At 48.1% G+C, this 15,825-nt stretch carries 18 protein-coding genes; 5 read left to right on the top strand and 13 right to left on the bottom strand.

Going from position 1 to position 15,825, the window contains the following annotated elements; all coding sequences use genetic code 11:
* Window positions 1-24: 24 nt before the first annotated feature.
* The 3 genes from OGV82_RS02275 to OGV82_RS02265 all read right to left on the bottom strand — a co-directional run bounded on the left by OGV82_RS02275 (window position 25) and on the right by OGV82_RS02265 (window position 2,640).
* Window positions 25-723 carry a fimbrial biogenesis chaperone gene (locus OGV82_RS02275; protein WP_049009526.1) on the bottom strand — a complete coding sequence of 233 codons (699 nt, stop codon included), beginning with the start codon at window positions 721-723 and terminating at the stop codon, window positions 25-27.
* 181 nt (window positions 724-904) lie between these two features.
* Window positions 905-1,483, bottom strand: a complete 579-nt coding sequence (locus OGV82_RS02270; protein WP_024130637.1) for a fimbrial protein — start codon at window positions 1,481-1,483, stop codon at window positions 905-907.
* Between the two features lie 773 nt (window positions 1,484-2,256).
* Window positions 2,257-2,640 carry a nuclear transport factor 2 family protein gene (locus OGV82_RS02265; protein WP_047463755.1) on the bottom strand — a complete coding sequence of 128 codons (384 nt, stop codon included), beginning with the start codon at window positions 2,638-2,640 and terminating at the stop codon, window positions 2,257-2,259.
* 106 nt (window positions 2,641-2,746) lie between these two features.
* Here OGV82_RS02265 and OGV82_RS02260 point away from each other — a divergent pair, with 106 nt between their 5' ends.
* The gene (locus OGV82_RS02260) at window positions 2,747-3,502 is read left to right on the top strand and encodes a helix-turn-helix domain-containing protein (RefSeq protein ID WP_101743930.1); all 756 of its coding nucleotides are present in this window, start codon (window positions 2,747-2,749) and stop codon (window positions 3,500-3,502) included.
* 76 nt (window positions 3,503-3,578) lie between these two features.
* Here the strand turns inward: OGV82_RS02260 and OGV82_RS02255 are convergent, their stop codons facing one another.
* Entirely contained in the window at window positions 3,579-3,770 is a 192-nt protein-coding gene (locus tag OGV82_RS02255) for a hypothetical protein (protein WP_012133731.1), read from the bottom strand.
* Between the two features lie 423 nt (window positions 3,771-4,193).
* Here OGV82_RS02255 and cueP point away from each other — a divergent pair, with 423 nt between their 5' ends.
* Window positions 4,194-4,742, top strand: coding sequence for a copper-binding periplasmic metallochaperone CueP (gene cueP, locus OGV82_RS02250; protein WP_012133730.1), 549 nt, complete (start codon window positions 4,194-4,196; stop codon window positions 4,740-4,742).
* 115 nt (window positions 4,743-4,857) lie between these two features.
* Here cueP and OGV82_RS02245 read toward each other — a convergent pair whose 3' ends face one another.
* Window positions 4,858-5,388, bottom strand: coding sequence for a hypothetical protein (locus OGV82_RS02245; protein WP_012133729.1), 531 nt, complete (start codon window positions 5,386-5,388; stop codon window positions 4,858-4,860).
* Window positions 5,389-5,699: 311 nt separating this feature from the next.
* On the opposite strand from OGV82_RS02245, the gene OGV82_RS02240 reads away from it, so the two are divergent.
* Both OGV82_RS02240 and OGV82_RS02235 read left to right on the top strand, forming a co-directional pair.
* Window positions 5,700-6,044, top strand: a complete 345-nt coding sequence (locus OGV82_RS02240; RefSeq protein ID WP_047458657.1) for an anti-adapter protein IraM — start codon at window positions 5,700-5,702, stop codon at window positions 6,042-6,044.
* A gap of 151 nt (window positions 6,045-6,195) precedes the next feature.
* Entirely contained in the window at window positions 6,196-7,737 is a 1,542-nt protein-coding gene (locus OGV82_RS02235) for an EAL domain-containing protein (RefSeq protein ID WP_012133727.1), read from the top strand.
* Window positions 7,738-7,863: 126 nt separating this feature from the next.
* Here OGV82_RS02235 and OGV82_RS02230 read toward each other — a convergent pair whose 3' ends face one another.
* Window positions 7,864-8,121, bottom strand: a complete 258-nt coding sequence (locus tag OGV82_RS02230) for a hypothetical protein (protein ID WP_024130634.1) — start codon at window positions 8,119-8,121, stop codon at window positions 7,864-7,866.
* A 168-nt stretch (window positions 8,122-8,289) separates the two neighbouring features.
* Here OGV82_RS02230 and OGV82_RS02225 point away from each other — a divergent pair, with 168 nt between their 5' ends.
* Window positions 8,290-9,279, top strand: a complete 990-nt coding sequence (locus OGV82_RS02225) for a lysozyme inhibitor LprI family protein (protein ID WP_012133726.1) — start codon at window positions 8,290-8,292, stop codon at window positions 9,277-9,279.
* A 60-nt stretch (window positions 9,280-9,339) separates the two neighbouring features.
* Here OGV82_RS02225 and OGV82_RS02220 read toward each other — a convergent pair whose 3' ends face one another.
* From OGV82_RS02220 to OGV82_RS02190, 7 genes are read right to left on the bottom strand one after another with little or no spacing between them, the layout of a single operon-like run.
* Window positions 9,340-11,436 carry a flagellar biosynthesis protein FlhA gene (locus OGV82_RS02220; protein ID WP_012133725.1) on the bottom strand — a complete coding sequence of 699 codons (2,097 nt, stop codon included), beginning with the start codon at window positions 11,434-11,436 and terminating at the stop codon, window positions 9,340-9,342.
* Entirely contained in the window at window positions 11,423-12,556 is a 1,134-nt protein-coding gene (gene flhB / locus OGV82_RS02215) for a flagellar biosynthesis protein FlhB (RefSeq protein ID WP_101743929.1), read from the bottom strand. The genes OGV82_RS02220 and flhB overlap by 14 nt, the downstream gene beginning before the upstream one ends.
* Window positions 12,556-13,329, bottom strand: coding sequence for a flagellar biosynthetic protein FliR (gene fliR / locus OGV82_RS02210; RefSeq protein ID WP_012133723.1), 774 nt, complete (start codon window positions 13,327-13,329; stop codon window positions 12,556-12,558). The genes flhB and fliR overlap by 1 nt, the downstream gene beginning before the upstream one ends.
* A gap of 6 nt (window positions 13,330-13,335) precedes the next feature.
* Window positions 13,336-13,608, bottom strand: a complete 273-nt coding sequence (fliQ, locus tag OGV82_RS02205) for a flagellar biosynthesis protein FliQ (protein ID WP_012133722.1) — start codon at window positions 13,606-13,608, stop codon at window positions 13,336-13,338.
* Between the two features lie 2 nt (window positions 13,609-13,610).
* Window positions 13,611-14,363, bottom strand: coding sequence for a flagellar type III secretion system pore protein FliP (gene fliP, locus OGV82_RS02200; protein ID WP_101743928.1), 753 nt, complete (start codon window positions 14,361-14,363; stop codon window positions 13,611-13,613).
* Window positions 14,360-14,758 (bottom strand): flagellar motor switch protein FliN, encoded by a 399-nt coding sequence (gene fliN, locus OGV82_RS02195; RefSeq protein ID WP_012133720.1) that lies wholly within the window; start codon window positions 14,756-14,758, stop codon window positions 14,360-14,362. The genes fliP and fliN overlap by 4 nt, the downstream gene beginning before the upstream one ends.
* Window positions 14,751-15,635: a FliM/FliN family flagellar motor switch protein gene (locus OGV82_RS02190; protein WP_047458648.1), complete on the bottom strand. Its 885-nt coding sequence runs from the start codon at window positions 15,633-15,635 to the stop codon at window positions 14,751-14,753. Before OGV82_RS02190 ends, fliN begins: the two co-directional genes overlap by 8 nt.
* Between the last annotated feature and the right edge of the window lie 190 nt (window positions 15,636-15,825).

Genomic DNA, 15,825 nt, shown 5'->3' with positions numbered 1-15,825 from the left:
CCCATTCATTTGGACATTATTATATTATTTTGTGGTGAATGAATATTTTTGATATGAACCGTAATCATCAACTAACAGAATATCCAAAGCCTGCCCCGATAAAACCGCCCCTGTCGTGGGTATTGTCAGTGTTGACAATGGCGCAATCATTTTCGGTTCGCCAGTAAGAGATTTACCTCGTGAACTCATTGTGGCAATCGATGCGAAATAAGGAGCCCGGTTTGTGGCGACAAGTTGATTACCCTGCGCGCTAAACGATAAATACTTATGTAAATCGCTGGCCGGAATCGTGAGTTCGGTCGGGCGATAAAATAATTTGATGCGCGACTTAATGGCGATTTGCATCGTGTTTTTGCCATCAAGATTTTCCTGTTTTGGCGGAATATCCAGCACATTCAGGTAATAAACGGACTCCCTGTCCTGAGGCAGCGCGTTGGCTGAGCCGGTATAGCGAATGCGCAGCTGCTGGCCGCTACCGCCTTCAACTTTCACCACTGGCGGCGTCAGCAAAAAGGGAACCTGAGCGGTTTCTGGCGTAGAGTCTGGATTACCTTCGTCTATCCAGGCCTGAATTAACGCCGGACTGTTGCCACGGTTAATCAGCTGAACCGTTGTTTCTTTTTGTTCTTCAGGATAGATAACCCTGGTATTGCTAATAATAACATTCGCCAGACTGCTAAAGCTGAAGGCAATAAGCGTTAGAAAAATGAGAGAACGTTTCATATTAACCTGAAAAAAGAGAGCCTAATCTAATCAATATACCTGGTCGCGTTTATTTTCTCTCTTTCCTCCTGAATTGCAGGTATAAGAATACCTCACCAGAAGGTGAAAATAATTCGCTAATACAATAAGTCAATAATGACGAATCAGGCTCTTTATTTATATGAGTAAATTAACCCGTTGCTTATAAATACGCGACGGTATAAGTCAGCATGGTGTTAACGGCACCGGTATCGGCAGCGTCTGAACCGACTTTATAGTAGTTCGCATACAGATCGACAGTGGCGCTATCACCTTCAACATTCGTATCAAGGTTAGTATGCAGGTTCAGCGGCGTCTGGCTATTGGCCAGCGTGCTGAGTGCGATACCCACGTTTTTCTTCGTGCCGTCGGTTCTCAACTGTGTGTTGTTCAGATACAGACCATCGTTAGAAATACTGTCTGAACTCAGGATCAGATTCAGGGTATTTTTATTTCCCGCGCCATCGTCCTGCCCCAGGGAAGCAGAAGTACAGCCGGTAAATTCCAGAGTAAATTGTTTACGGTTTTTCTGGATCAGACCTGCGGTAGATGCATCGCTAACGGCGATGGGATCTAATGGAATCGTCAGGTCAGCAGAGTTTCCGCCGTTAATTGTACAGGTTGTATCAGTAACCTGGCCGGTAAAGGTGATAGTACCGCCAGAAGCCTCGGTTGCAGCGCTGACATTAAAGGCTGCGAAGGATGACGCGATAACGAAAGAAGAGATAGCGAGCTTTTTCATTGATATTAACTCCAGTATGTTTGCTCCCGTCCTGGGGACGAACATTTCATGTCACAAAACCGTCCTGGTCTTGCTGTCTACATCCGTAAAATCCCTGAAAACGGAAAAATGGAGCCTGCATCATTATTTCCATCAGGTTAGGTGATGATCCTAATTGATGTAACACAATCTTAAAATATCAGTTTAAGAATTTACTTAAATTAAGTGTATAAGTCTGCTGTTTTGGTTTTTTTTCTTGTTTATCAGCATATGGCACTGATCATGTAACTGAGATGTAACTTTAAATTTTAAAATTCTTATAAAACGAAAGGTAAAATGGAAAAAATCTGATGCTTACATTCAGTAATATTGATTTACACAATCAGGTAACGACAAAAAAAGAGAATATTTTGCTCGCTAATGTTATATTTATAAAGAAAAGTAGTTAAATGTTCTTTATTTGTTTTGTTTTTGTTTCATTGTTTGGGGTGAATTATTTTAATTAATAAGATTTATTAAAATGAAAGTGGGTGAAGAGGATGAGCAAAAGGGATAAAAACGCTCTGGCATGCAATATAAAATGGCGTTTTAATAAAAAGGAGAGAAGAGGGGGATTGCTGCTTATTCTTGCAGGTACGCACTGACGCTAACTAAATAGCGCAATGGCAGGGGAGCAGAGTGTACGGCTTTGCCATATGGGGACTGTTATATACCGCAAACTCCGTATTTTTATAGGCGGGGCTGCGTTCTGTCGTTGCATTCCGGTCTTTATCTGTCCCTTAATTCGCTCCCGATCACCGCAGACTTCCCAGCATTTTATCTTCTTCGGCGCCGCTGATTAACCGGGTTAATTCCTGACAGGCAGCAATACGGCCATTTTCTAATGTGAAACAGGCAAAGACTTCGGTTTGTGCCTGTTCGCCGTTCGTTTTGATGACGGTCACCAGGTGATGGGTCAGAACGTGATTGCCCTGCTGAGCGATGGCCAGAATGTTCACCTTCATGGTACGAGTAACCTGTTTTAGTTTTGCCATGTGCGTGACGAAGTTCTCGTAATCAAGGTCGATGCCATTTACCGTCTGGCGATAATCGGGCGTGAAAAATGATTCAATAGTGTGTTCATCGTGCCCAGGTCGGGAAATAACGGCATCAAGCGCCTGAGCAACGCGTTGCATCATATTTTCCAATGTTCTCTTCCTCATCGTGATTGCGTACAGGGAAGATTACCCTCAGGCTGAAGCGGCAAAGTAACCGTAGTAAGACAATAAATACGTTAAATCGGCCATGATGATAGAAAGTATTCAACCTTTACATCACTCCTCTAAGCATACGACTCAGTGGCACCATCACCCTGGCGGGCAGTTGTACTGGATCACGCGTGGCATGGTGATGGTCGAAACGGAGCAAGGGCAGTGGGCGTTGGTGCCCGTTTCGGTAGGGTGGATTCCGCCGTCGTTACCCCATTGCGCGTGGATGCCGGTGAGTGCATATGGCGCCAGTCTGCACTTCAGCGCGGAATTTTGCAGGGCCTTTCCCTCCTCGCCGTGCATTCGGGCAGCGTCGCCTTTTTTACTGCTGTTGCTTGAGAAAATTTGTGGGGAGGGAACCATCGGAGAGCCTTCAGAGCGGCTGGCCCACCTGTTGCAGGTTATGGTCGATGAGATTCGCTGTGCTGATGCGCTCTCTTCACAATTGATCCTTCCCGACGACAGAAGGGTCAGACAGATTGCGCAAAAAATACTGGCCGACAGGGCCTGTACGCTGAGTCAGGCAGAGCTGGCGAAACAGGCCGGGCTGAGCGTCAGGACGTTGAGCCGCCTTTTTATACAGCAGACGGGATTAACATTCGGTCAGTGGAAGCAAAAAGCGAAAGTCATTTTGTCTCTGGAATATTTACTGCGCGGAGAGCCTGTCAGCCTTGTCGCGCAATTAGCGGGTTATGAGAATGTGAGTGCATTTATTGCCGTGTTCAGGCGTTTTATGGGAATGACGCCAGGGCAGTTCTATCTGCGTTTCGGTCATGGTACGAATGTGGTTTAAAAAAAGGTCGCATAAATAGAGTCACTTATGCGACAAGGCACACGGAGTCAGACATCCCTGCCTGTATAATAGAATCTTATGATTTGTTCTTCGTTTTCTCCAGAATGACGCCTTCCAGAAAAATAATTCTGTTTTCCAGCAGATTAATATAATCCTTCATCAGGACATTTTCTTGTCGCAACGTTTTAAAGACATTAATTTTTAAGTTAAGGTCGTGGTCTATTTTATTTCTTCCTGTTTTTTTTATGTTTAACAGTTCCCTTTTCATAAATATTCCTTATGCTTATAAGGTTATGCCTTTATTTCTTATTGCCCATATTTATGCTGTGTAATTATCTTGTCAAGATTATTATTTTTTCTCATTGGATTTAAGATGCAAGGACAATGTACCGGAGAGAATAAATGAGACTCTGGACTCAGGTGTGTTCTGTTTACATTGATGTATTACGCTTTTATCAGTGTTGACATGTTATCAGTTAGTTGTTTATATAACATATATTTTACAGGGAAAAGTTCATAATTGTGATATGGTCACTTGAACTCTTTTTTATTGGACTGCATGTCTTTCATTTTTTTGCTTATTTAGCACGCTCATACAGATCTTTTCTAAACTTTACCTGATGTGCGCCTGTCTTCTTCTTCCTGAAAAGACGTATAATTGTGAAACACAATTCGTACAAGGATAATAATTATGCCGAAAATCATTCAGTCTTTATTATTATTTATTGCACTAAGTAATATCTCAATGGCATCGACGCAGGAAACGGCGTTTTTGGCTGAACGCGGGCTGGCGGGAAAATCGGTTGAGCAAATGGTGGATGCTATCGATCAAAACCCTCAGGCGCGTCCTTTACCGTATACCGCTTCTGTGACCAGCACGGATCTGAAACTGTCGGCGAATGGCGAAACGTACACCTTTCCGCTGGGTGAGAAATTTTATCTCTCGCTGGCGCCTTATGAATATCAAACCCATCCCTGTTTTAACCACAGTCTTTCAGGTTGCCAGGGAGAAATGCCGGACACCTGGTTTGATGTGAACGTGACAGATCGGAACGGTACGGTGTTGATACATAAGAAAATGAAAAGTTATCAGAATGGCTTTATTGGGTTATGGCTACCGCGTAACACTGAGGGGATGATTGAAATCAGTCATGAGGGGAAAAAAGCGGCTTATTCGTTTAAAACCGCGAATGACAGTCAGACTTGCCTGACCGACCTGCAATTACGCGCTGCCTCGTAAAGAGATAAACAGCCTGAAGAGATGACTGACGATGTGCTGCATTCTTCGCCAGTCTCTATCTTCAGGGCGATTCCCTTGCCGGTGACTCAGCCCCGCATCGGGTGCGAATCACGTATCATGTAATGGTGACTTCTTTTCGGATTTTGTTTTGAAATTCCGTAGACAGCGATTTAAATTGCGCTCGCTTTTCTGTCAGTGTGGTAATGACTTTATTGCTGCTGGTACATCTGCCGTAGATAAAGTCAAAATAGATAGAGCAGTTTGAAACTTTACACAGCGTATTATAATCATCCTGTAGATGCGGAAAGTAAATAGATATTAATGCTTTTATTTTGGAGTAAAGTTTGCTGTCGCCGCTTATTGTCGGTTGTGTTATCGGCGTTTCTGTGGCGCTTTTACTCTTCACTTTTGTAATGAAAAACTCAATGGTGGATATTCGATACGTATGCCATTCGATTTCCATTGCTAACAGCTCCTCATATTTTTGCAGAATTTTATTATTCTGATCCTCTTTCCTTTTGAGTTCCAGCCCATCCATTATTTTTTGTTCTATTTTAGCTTCGGCTTTCAGAATGAGTATCCATCCTCCAGACAGCGCCAGGATGCAGCCAATTATGATTAAGGAGATAATAAATATTATGTCCATACATCAGACTCCTTCATTTGTTATTTTGCTCAAATTGCCTGAGTACCATTGCGACACAATCCGGCCTGTACTTAAATCTTATGTTGTATGATTGCTATAAATTCTGTTGATATTTTAAAAAATAGATGCAGGGTTAGCTGATATGTTTCATTAAGTCAAATCAGATCGCCTTGTCAATGTGTAAATAAAGTATTTGTTTTCTGTTCAAGCGTAAGGTTTTTGATTTTTCTTATTTCTGTTAGACATGAGGCAGAGTATTAGTAATTCTCTTAGGGCGTTAATGGACGAACATACAACAAAAGGAGTTTGTTATGGAGTGGAGCGTCGAAAATAACCTGGTGTGCCCGACAACGGGAACCGCCTTTGCGCTGACCAGCGGAGCGGAAAATCTTAAGTTCATTCTGTGGTATAAGGGCGATTATTTTTTACGCACAGGTTCCGTTATCTCCCCGGAGGATTCAGGCGTCCTGGCGAACGGGAAAAAAAGAAACATCAAAATCCTGCACGTTTTCCCCTACAGCAATGCGTTATGGGCCTCTTTTCATAACCGAATTGATTGCCCGGGAAATGGCGTTGTTACCATCAATCACTGTGCGCGACAGCAGCGGTGCGTATTCACGCTTTGTCCGTATGGCGCGAGGACTGTCACCGGATAAAATAATTTATGGCGTGACTATTCTGGCATCGCAGAACGTCGTCGTTACATGCAAATTGGGTATCCATCCTTTTTATTGCTGTCATTTAAGACGGGCCGGTTTTGTGTCGCCTGAATACAGAGTGCCCTGAGTAGAAAAGAAGCGACCTGATATGTCTTTAAGGTTTATAACAAAATCAGATAAAAGAATCCTTACAGCTTCTGTCTTTCTGTTTTTTCTGGTATTTGCCAGCGTGCTGTGGCTGGAGTTAACGAGCGTACAGCAAAGTAAGCAGGCGCTGCTGCAATCTGAGGTCAAAAGTCTGGCTTTTGTCGTCGATAAAGTATTAGGCGATGCCCGACTGGCGATTGCGCAGGCGCAACCGTTACTGGGTCAGCCCTGTAATACGACACTGGAAAAAAAGCTCAATATTATCCCCACACGCTACCCGCATCTTCAGTCGCTTAACTTTACGCAGGGCAATACGATTTATTGTTCCTCGCTACTCTACAACAAAGGGTACACCCTGAGTCCTGCTCTCTCTTTACAGCAGGGCATAAGGGTTGATCGGGTGATCACCTCTCCGCATGATTTCATCATGATGCTTTATGTTTCTTATCCGGCGGGAAGAATATTTGCGGCTTCTGATGTGCGCATTATTGTTGAGCGCATCAAAAATATGGCGTTCAGCGATCGTATTGTTTTACGCATGAACGATAAAATTTTAACCGCCTCTGGCGTTAAACCGGGGAGTTTGCAGGAGTCGCATTTTTCACACTATATAAAAGCGGAAAGTTATAACAAACTTTATACGATTGCCTGGCGAAAAACCGAACTGGGGGATGCGCTGGTCGTGATCGCCCACTCATGGCGCTATATTGCGATGATTATCGCCAGTGCGCTCGTATCATCCATATTGCTCTGGTTACTGTTATCGCATCGGGCATCATTACCTCATCACCTTGCGGTAGCCATCAGAAGAAATGAAATCCAGCCTTACTACCAGCCGATTGTATGCGCCAAAACAAACCGCGTGATTGGCGCGGAAGTTCTGGCCCGCTGGCAACATTGTGAAGCGGGTTCTGTTTCTCCCGATATCTTTATCCCGGTGGCAGAACGTGCCGGGTTGATTGCCGACCTGACGAAAGGATTACTGGATCTGGTGGTTATCGATATTCAACGCTCGGTCACGGTATTTAAACCGGGTTTTAAATTTAACCTGAACATCAGCCATGCTCATCTGGTGAAGGACTCTTTTTATTCATTCATCGGGACGTATTCAGGTGTGTTTCGCGAACAGAACCTGCAACTTGTTTTTGAAATCACCGAGCGTGGAGAGATCGAAGTGAATGATGATATCTCCAATAAAATTGATTATATGAAGATTCATAATGTCGGGCTGTCGCTGGATGACTTTGGCACGGGGTTTTCTAACCTGTCTTATATCACTGGCCTGCGGCCAGAGAATATTAAAATAGGTCGCATGTTTATTAATCTGATTTCGGAAGGGAAAAATACGCCGCTTGTTGATTGTGTGGTCGAGATGGCACAAAGAATGCGTATTCAAACGACTGCGGAAGGGGTGGAGCATAAGTATCAGGTTGATTATCTTCGATCTAAAAATGTTGATTTCTTTCAGGGCTATTTCTTCTCCCGGCCACTTTCATTCGCGAATTTTATCCGCTTTATCAGAGGTTATCAGGTTGTCACGTAACATACTGATTATAGGAATTATATCCTGAAGGACTCTGCGCGGGGGAGGGGGCGTGATATGAACGATAAGCTATCTCAAGTGCGTGACAGATTACCGCTCATAATAATTATGCTGTATAGCGATGATTCAGACTGGCGTCTCTTTACCTAAATCATACTGAATTAACTGCCATTGCACGGGCGAGCCCTGATAATAAGGCATCATTTCCCCTTTTTTTAGGTTCACTACAGCCGATACCGCGGTACTGGACAATTGCCAGTAGCCGCTTTGTGGACTGGCCTGCCCGCTGTTACGCGTGATGCCGAGAGGTTTGCGACTGGCATCGTTTTGTGACGAACCTGAGGAGAGTGTCGAAAGCATGTAATTACTACTGTCTATCTTCATAACCTAACAATCCATGAGGAACACATATTGTTATCAAGCGACATTTACCGGCAACAACTTAAATCAGGGAGGTGATTATTCATAATGTGAATAAAATCTTGTGACTTATTGCAAATAAAACATAATTTAGCCAAAATAAGCCCCTGTATTGGTTAAAGATTATTCATAATGATTGGTCGCCTGATTAACTGTCTGATACTCCTTGTGTCATTCTCCGCTGCCAGCGCTTATGCGGTTAACTGTCAGCGTGCTTCTATGCCTTTAGAAAACACCATTTGTAACAACGACAATCTTCATTGGCTGGACAGCACAATGACGGTTATCTATCACACGATGTTGGTCAGAAACCCTTCTCAACAGGTTCACAAGAAGTACCAGGAATGGGAAAAGTCGCTACAGGCGTGTACCTCCGACAGCTGCATTGAGCGCGCCTACTATCAGGGCATCAGTTCTATTTCAGACGTTGCCCCGGATTTTGACTGGGAAGGGCTGTGGTGGAACACCAGTGTGTCCAATTTAAGTGGCGGAATGATCCAGTTCAGCCGGAGCGCGGAATGGTCAGTCACGACGGATATTCGCGTCTGGTCGGGATTGAATAAAGATGAGTTTACGGCTGAAGCCCGAAAACTGTACGGCATGGCGCTGGTCGAACGTATTGCCGATACCAGTAATTGCAAACTGCTGTTTATCCCCCGTAAAAGCGGCGCGCTTCAGGTCTACAGCAACGCGGACTGGGGATGCCGGATTTCGATGCCGACGGGGGCATTTATTGATGGGCGCTATCTGCGCTCGGATCACGATCCCCGCCCGAAGGCGACGCTGTACTCGCTGGGAATTTTCTCCGACCCCAAAATGGATGAGCGCTTCCGCGCGCTGGTGGGGGATGATTACCAGAAGTTTGTGGATACCGCCAACGTTTACATTTATCAGGATGATATAGATAACATCGGCGCAACGGTCGTCTCTATGTGGGTGCGTGGCGCGGCGAACAACCATACGGCCATTATTATGTACACGCAAAGCAATATCTGGGCGGCGAGGGTAGAACGCGACAGCGCCGGAAAAATGCAGTTGTACTACTTCAGCACCAGAGGTAACGATATCAAGAAAATGCCGCGTACGCTCGCTGGCTGGAAACTGCGTTACCTGGATCAATAAAACCTGTCGTTATGGGAAAGGAGATCGTCATCGCGATCTCCTTTGTCGATCTCCTGCCGGTTATGCCAGCGTCCCTACGACGTTCAGATCCGCGTCATCCGGCACTTCATTATAAGAAAGAATATGCAATCCGCTGGCGAACAGCCGACCATAGCGGGAGATCACTGGACGTAGCTGCGGCGTTACCAGCAGCAGCGGCGGCAGCCCTTTCGCCTTCATCTGCTCGTAAATCATCGGCATTGTCGTCTGCAACTGGGTCAGAATGTTCGGATCGACAGGGAAGCTATCCAGCGCCACTTTTCCGGCCTGCTGCGCCTGGTTGAGCGCGCCCAGCAGCATATTCTCCAGTTGGCTGTCGATGGTGTAGGCCGCGAGTTGTTGACGATCGCCGTTAATGGTGTGAACGATGGCGCGGCGCAGAGCATAGCGCACGTCGGAGGTCAGCAGCACGGGATCTTTCGTCACGGTGACGCTTTCCAGCAATGTGGACGCGATGGTGACGATATCCTTCAGTGAAATCTGCTCCAGCAATAACTGGCGATAAATGCGCAGCAGCAGACTGTAGTTAAACGCGGCATTTAAATCCTCCGCCAGCTTTGGCGCCTGGAGCGCCAGGCGCGCATGCAGGTGGGTAATATCGTCATAGTTAAACAGATCTGGCAGATGCTCGCGGGCGACCTTGTTGACGTGCGTCGCCACCACGCTCGCGCAGTCAACCACCTGATAACCAAGATTCAGCGCTTTCGCCTTTTGTTCCGGGTCGATCCAGACAATCGCCATGCCGTAAGCGGGGTCGGTATCCAGTATGCCGTTGATCTCCCCGTACAATTCAGTGCCGGGAATCGCCATCAGTTTTTCAGCCTGGACTTCGCCGAGCGCGGTACGAATGCCGTTGATATGAATCGCGTATTGCGCCGGTTTCAGGCGGAAGTTTTCCCGGATGCGGATCTCCGGCAGCAGTACGCCGCAGTGCTCGGAAATGACCTGGCGAACGCCGCGTATACGTTGTGACAACGGACTGCCCTTCGACTCATCCACCAGCGTGACCAGTTTATAGCCGAGATTCAGGCCAATGGGCTCCACCAATGGAATGCTTTCCCAGGAAACGCCTGGCGTCGCATCCGGCGCGATGGCTTCGGTGATGGCCTCCATATCCGTCTCTTCCTGGGCGGGCTGCACCGCTTTGCTCTGCCGCCAGGCGGCAAACAGCAGCAGGGCGGTGAAGCTCAGGAAGGCGATGTGCGGCATTCCCGGCACAATCGCGAGAATAAACATCACGAAAGCGGCGGTATAGAGCACCTTCGGGCGAGAGAGAAGCTGGATTTTAATCTCATCGCTGACGTCATTGCCTTCGCTGACGCGGGTCACGATAATCGCTGCGGCAGTCGCCAGCAGCAGCGATGGGATCTGGGCGACCAGACCGTCACCAATGGTCAGCAGAACGTACTGGCGGAACGCGTGGCTGGCATCGAGATCGTATTTAAAAATACCGATACAGATACCGCCGATCACGTTGATGATCAGCACCATGATCCCGGCGATGGCGTCACCGCGAACAAACTTCGACGCGCCGTCCATCGCACCGTAGAAGTCTGCTTCTTTCGATACTTCCTGTCGGCGGTTTCGGGCCTGCTGTTGGTTAATCAGACCCGCGTTCAGATCGGCGTCGATAGCCATCTGTTTGCCCGGCAACGCATCCAGGGTAAAGCGCGCGGAAACCTCGGAAATACGTTCCGCCCCTTTGGTGACCACCACGAAGTTGATGATCATCAGGATGATAAACACCACGAAACCGACGACGAAATCGCCGCCGATGACCACCTGACCAAAGGCTTCAATGACCTTACCCGCCGCGCCTTCGCCTTCATGACCGTGCAGCAACACCACGCGGGTAGAGGCGACGTTCAGCGTCAGACGCATTAACGTCGTGATCAGCAACAGCGTCGGGAAAATCGCAAAGTCCAGCGGACGCTGCATATTCACCGATACCAGCAGCACGATGACCGCCAGGACGATATTAAAGGTAAACAGAATATCCAGCATCAGCGGCGACAACGGCAGAATAACCATTGCCAGCACGCAGAGAAGCAGAATAGGCACGCCGACTTGCCCCTGACGGAGCACGCTCAGCGCGTTGCGCAATTTACTGTTCGCCATTGGCTTTCAGTACCTCTTGAGGAATGTTGATTTGCCTGTTCAGGCGGGGCTTTTGTTCCACGTTGCCTTCGCGCCAGGATTTTAATTGCATGACGTAGGTCAGTACGTGGGCAATAGCGCGGAAAAGCTGTGTGGGAATCTGTTGGTTAACGCGGGTGGTGTAATAAACTGCCCGCGCCAGCGGCGGAAATTCCACCACCTCGATATTGTGATTAGCGCCCACTTCACGGATCCAGAGCGCAACATCGTCGATTCCTTTAGCAACGATGTAAGGGGCTTCGGCACGCTGTGGATCATATTTCAGCGCAACGGCGTAATGCGTCGGGTTGGTGATGATAACGTCTGCCGTTGGTACGGTTCGCGCGATTTGCCCCATCGCCATCTGACGCTGAAGCTGGCGGATGCGTCCTTTAATCTGTGGATTACCGTCGTTGTTTTTATACTCTTCTTTCACTTCCTGTTTGGTCATGCGCATTTTTTTGGTGAACATGAACTTGCTGAGCGGTACATCCAGCAGGGCGAAAATGACGATAACGGCGATGAAGTAGCTGAAGACGTGACGAAAAATGGCAAACCCTTGTCCGATCGCCTGACGAAGATAAAGCTGTTGCAGGTGCAGCAGAGCGTGCATGGAGTCATGCACCATCATGTACAACACGGTAAGAATAATGCCGCACTTGAGCAGCATTTTGCCGACTTCCGTGTAGTGGCTGGCGGAAAACATCCGCTTGATGCCGCTAATGGGGCTGAGCTTTTTAAAATCCGGCTTCAGTTTTGTGGGGGTAAAAATCCAGCCGCCAGGCACCAGGCTTGCCACTATGCAGCACAGCGGAATCGGAATCAGCGTTGCGATAAAGCGCAGTACAACCCAGATGTTCAGCAGCATAAACTGATTCAGCGCCGTGGGATCGTCGAGCCTGCCCGCCATTTCACCGACAGCGGCAAACGATTCACGGATTAACTGCTGGTAATAGGGCAGAAATGCGGCAAGGGTGAAAAACGACGCCAGCAGTCCCGCCGCCATCGTCAGATCTTTTGAGCGCGGGAGGTCGCCTTTTTCACGCGCTTTGCGCAGTTTTCCGGGGGTGGGTTTTTCGCTTTTGTCGCCGCTGGAGGACATTACGACACCCTTATGGCGTCGAGCTTCGCCAGTATTTCATTGGTGAGATTGAGATAGTGATCAGGAATGTTGGTCACCATCATCGAGATACAGAGCAACCCAAACAGCATACTGATCGGAAAACCCAGCGAGAAAAGGTTCAGCGTCGGTGAAACGCGGTTTAGCAGGCCAAATCCGCCCTGCACAATCAGCATGACGAACGTCGTCGGCAGCGCGATAAGCGTCGCGGATGCCATAATCCAGCCCAGTCCCTGAACAATCAGCGTCAGCGTTGGCTGATTAATCGCCTGACCAATAGGCCAGTAGCTAAAGCCTTTGAACAGAATCGTGACCAGCAGCAGGTGCCCATCCATGATGAAAAAGAGCAGTGCGCAGAAAACATAAATGATCTGCGAAATCACCGTGGTGGAACTGCCGTTGACCGGGTCGTTCATCATCGCCATCCCCAGCCCCATGTTCATCGACAGAATATGCCCGGCGGTTTGCAGCGTGACAAAGACGAGCTGGAGCGCCATGCCGAACAGGAATCCCCACAGGAGCTGCTCGCCGATCAGCAAGACGGTGCGCATCGAAAGCAGTTCGCTGAGTACAACATTATTGGGCAGCATGGGGGTGATAATGATCGACAGCGCCAGCGCTGCGGCAATCTTAATGCGACGGGAAAAAGCCCGGTTGTCCAGCACGGGCGCGAACTGCAAAAACGCCAGGATGCGGAAAAAGGGTAGCACCAGAGCCATCAGCGGCGTGAACAGCGCCTGTATATCGATTCCCATCGCCGCTTAACCGACCAGCGCCGCCGCCTGGTGAAAGATCTGGATCGTAAAATCCACCAGTTGCGTCAGCATCCACTTACCGGCGAAGATCAGCACGCCCAGGGTGACGACCAGTCGCGGCAGAAAGCTCAGCGTCTGTTCGTTAATTTGCGTGGTGGCCTGAAAAATACTGACGCACAGCCCGACAATCAGGCTGGGAATAATGGCGACGGCGGAAATCAGCAGCACCAGATGGATGCCGGTCGCCATGATGTCGCCTGCCGTGTCCATGTTCATCATCGCTAAAGACCCTGAACGCTGGAGGCCAGCGTACCGACGATCAATGTCCAGCCATCGCACAGGACGAACAGCATCAGCTTAAAGGGCAGCGAGACAATCAGCGGCGAGAGCATCATCATCCCCATCGCCATCAGGATACTGGCGACAATCAGGTCGATCACCAGGAAGGGGATATAGATCATAAAGCCGATCTGGAAGGCGGTTTTCAGTTCGCTCAGCAGATAGGCCGGAGTCACGATCGTGAGATCCTGCTCGCGCGCATCGCCCTCGATCCCGGCGATGCTCATCATTTGCGCCATCGCTTTATTGTTCGTCTGGGCCAGCATGTAGTTCTTCAGCGGCACTTCCGCCTTCGCCAGCGCCTGTTTCAGCGTGATTTCATCTTTTTGAAAAGGGTCAATGGCGTCAGTATAAATCGTGGTCCAGACCGGGCGCATCACCAGCAATGTCAGCGCCAGCGCAATCCCGGTAAGAATTTTATTGGGTGGACTTTGTTGCAGCCCGAGCGCCTGGCGCAGAATCGCCAGAACGATAATGAAGCGGGTGAAACAGGTCATCATCAGCACCATGATCGGCAATAAGCCAAGCAAAGTCATCAGGATCAGGATCTCAATTTTAACGTTGTAATCCTGACCTGCGCCGTTGGCGGCGGTGCTAAAGAGGGTAATGTCGCCATTTGCAGCCAGTGCCGGTTGTGCGACAAGCAGACTCAGGAGCAGCAGAGCGATGCCGCTTCTGTTAAACAAGCGGTTCATCGCGTGAGCTCACCGAGTTCTTTGGCGTTGAATTCAATGATTCGCAGGCCGTATTTATCGTTGAGCACCACCACTTCTGCTTTACCAAACAGAATGCCATTCACTTTAATGTCCAGCGGCTCGCCCGCCATCTTGTCCAGTTCGACCACCGAATCGCTGTTGACTGACATTAATTCAGCAAGCGAGATATTTACGGAAGCGACTTCCAGCGTCAGCGTCACGGGAATGCGGCTAAACAGCGCCATTTTACGGATATCCGTCATCGCGGTGTTGCGCGTTTCAGGCTGCAAATCCAGGCGGATATTCCCTTCGACGGTGTCTTCCTGCGTCATATCGCTAAGGTTCAGGTCATCCAGGTCAAGAGACTGGCTTAGCTCGTGTTGCAAATCACTCATATTGCTTCTCGGTTGTCTTATCATAGATATCGCACAAAAACAGCTTGCTACGATCTTCAACGATAGCAGCCTCAAAAATCTGTTCTTTGCCGATAAATACCGGTAAAGGTTCGTTAATGGCGATGGGGATGATATCCCCGGGTTTAATATCGGAAATCTGGGCGACGGTCAGGTTCAGGCTGGCCAGACGCCCGCTCAGTTTTAACGGCAGACTGTCGAACAACCGTTCTATCTGCGCAGGGCTCAGGGGCACGCTTTTCACGGCGCGGCTATCGGCCGCATCTGGCGAACGGAGTATCGCCAGCATCTGATCAACATGGTGGTGATCGAGCAGAATGGTAAAAGAGCCATGATCGTACCCTTCGAGGGTAAAGGTAATGCACCAGGACCAGTGGCTAATGACCGTTGAATAATCGACCTTAATATCGAGATTTTCGCCAAAGGTTTCTTTGCAAATCACCAGTTGCGTGAGTTCCTGACCCAGTTTACTTCTCAGGCGTTCTTCTGTTTTTGTCACGCGCAACGATTCATCTGGCGCAACATGGCTGCTGTCTTTACTTAAACCGTAATAATCATGAAGGATGTTCAGCAATAAGATGCGATCAATAACAAAGGCGACATTTCCGTAAGGCGTCGAAAAAACCTGCGCATTCTTATATTGCTGGTCGATTGCGAAGGTCATCGACTTCAACGCGGCATTAACACGGAGTTTCTTCAGAAAATAAATGCTCAGGCGTGCATCAAGTATGTCAAAACTGTCATTCATCAACTTGGGTAACTTGTGCCACGGCCGACCGAGTTTACTGGTGTCGAGCTTTACCAGAGAAGGTAAATCCTTTCTCTGATGAATTCTGACTCGCTGTGATGCAGGGTTCATGATTATTCCGGGTTACCAAAAGTTTAGATGAAAAATAACGCCACTTTTTGGTTGTTGTGTAGCGTGAACCGTAAAATTTCCTGGAGGTATTTGAGTTTTAAAAATTATGTGTCGCTCTTGAACAACACAGAAGAAACGTCGCTGTCGAAAACTCTCACACATTACGTCAGGATGTAGATTAGACAATCTT

It is taken from the genome of Citrobacter sp. CK191 (assembly GCF_030333435.1).
Taxonomy (GTDB): domain Bacteria; phylum Pseudomonadota; class Gammaproteobacteria; order Enterobacterales; family Enterobacteriaceae; genus Citrobacter_B; species Citrobacter_B koseri.
This window is presented reverse-complemented; position numbering and strand designations above follow the sequence as displayed.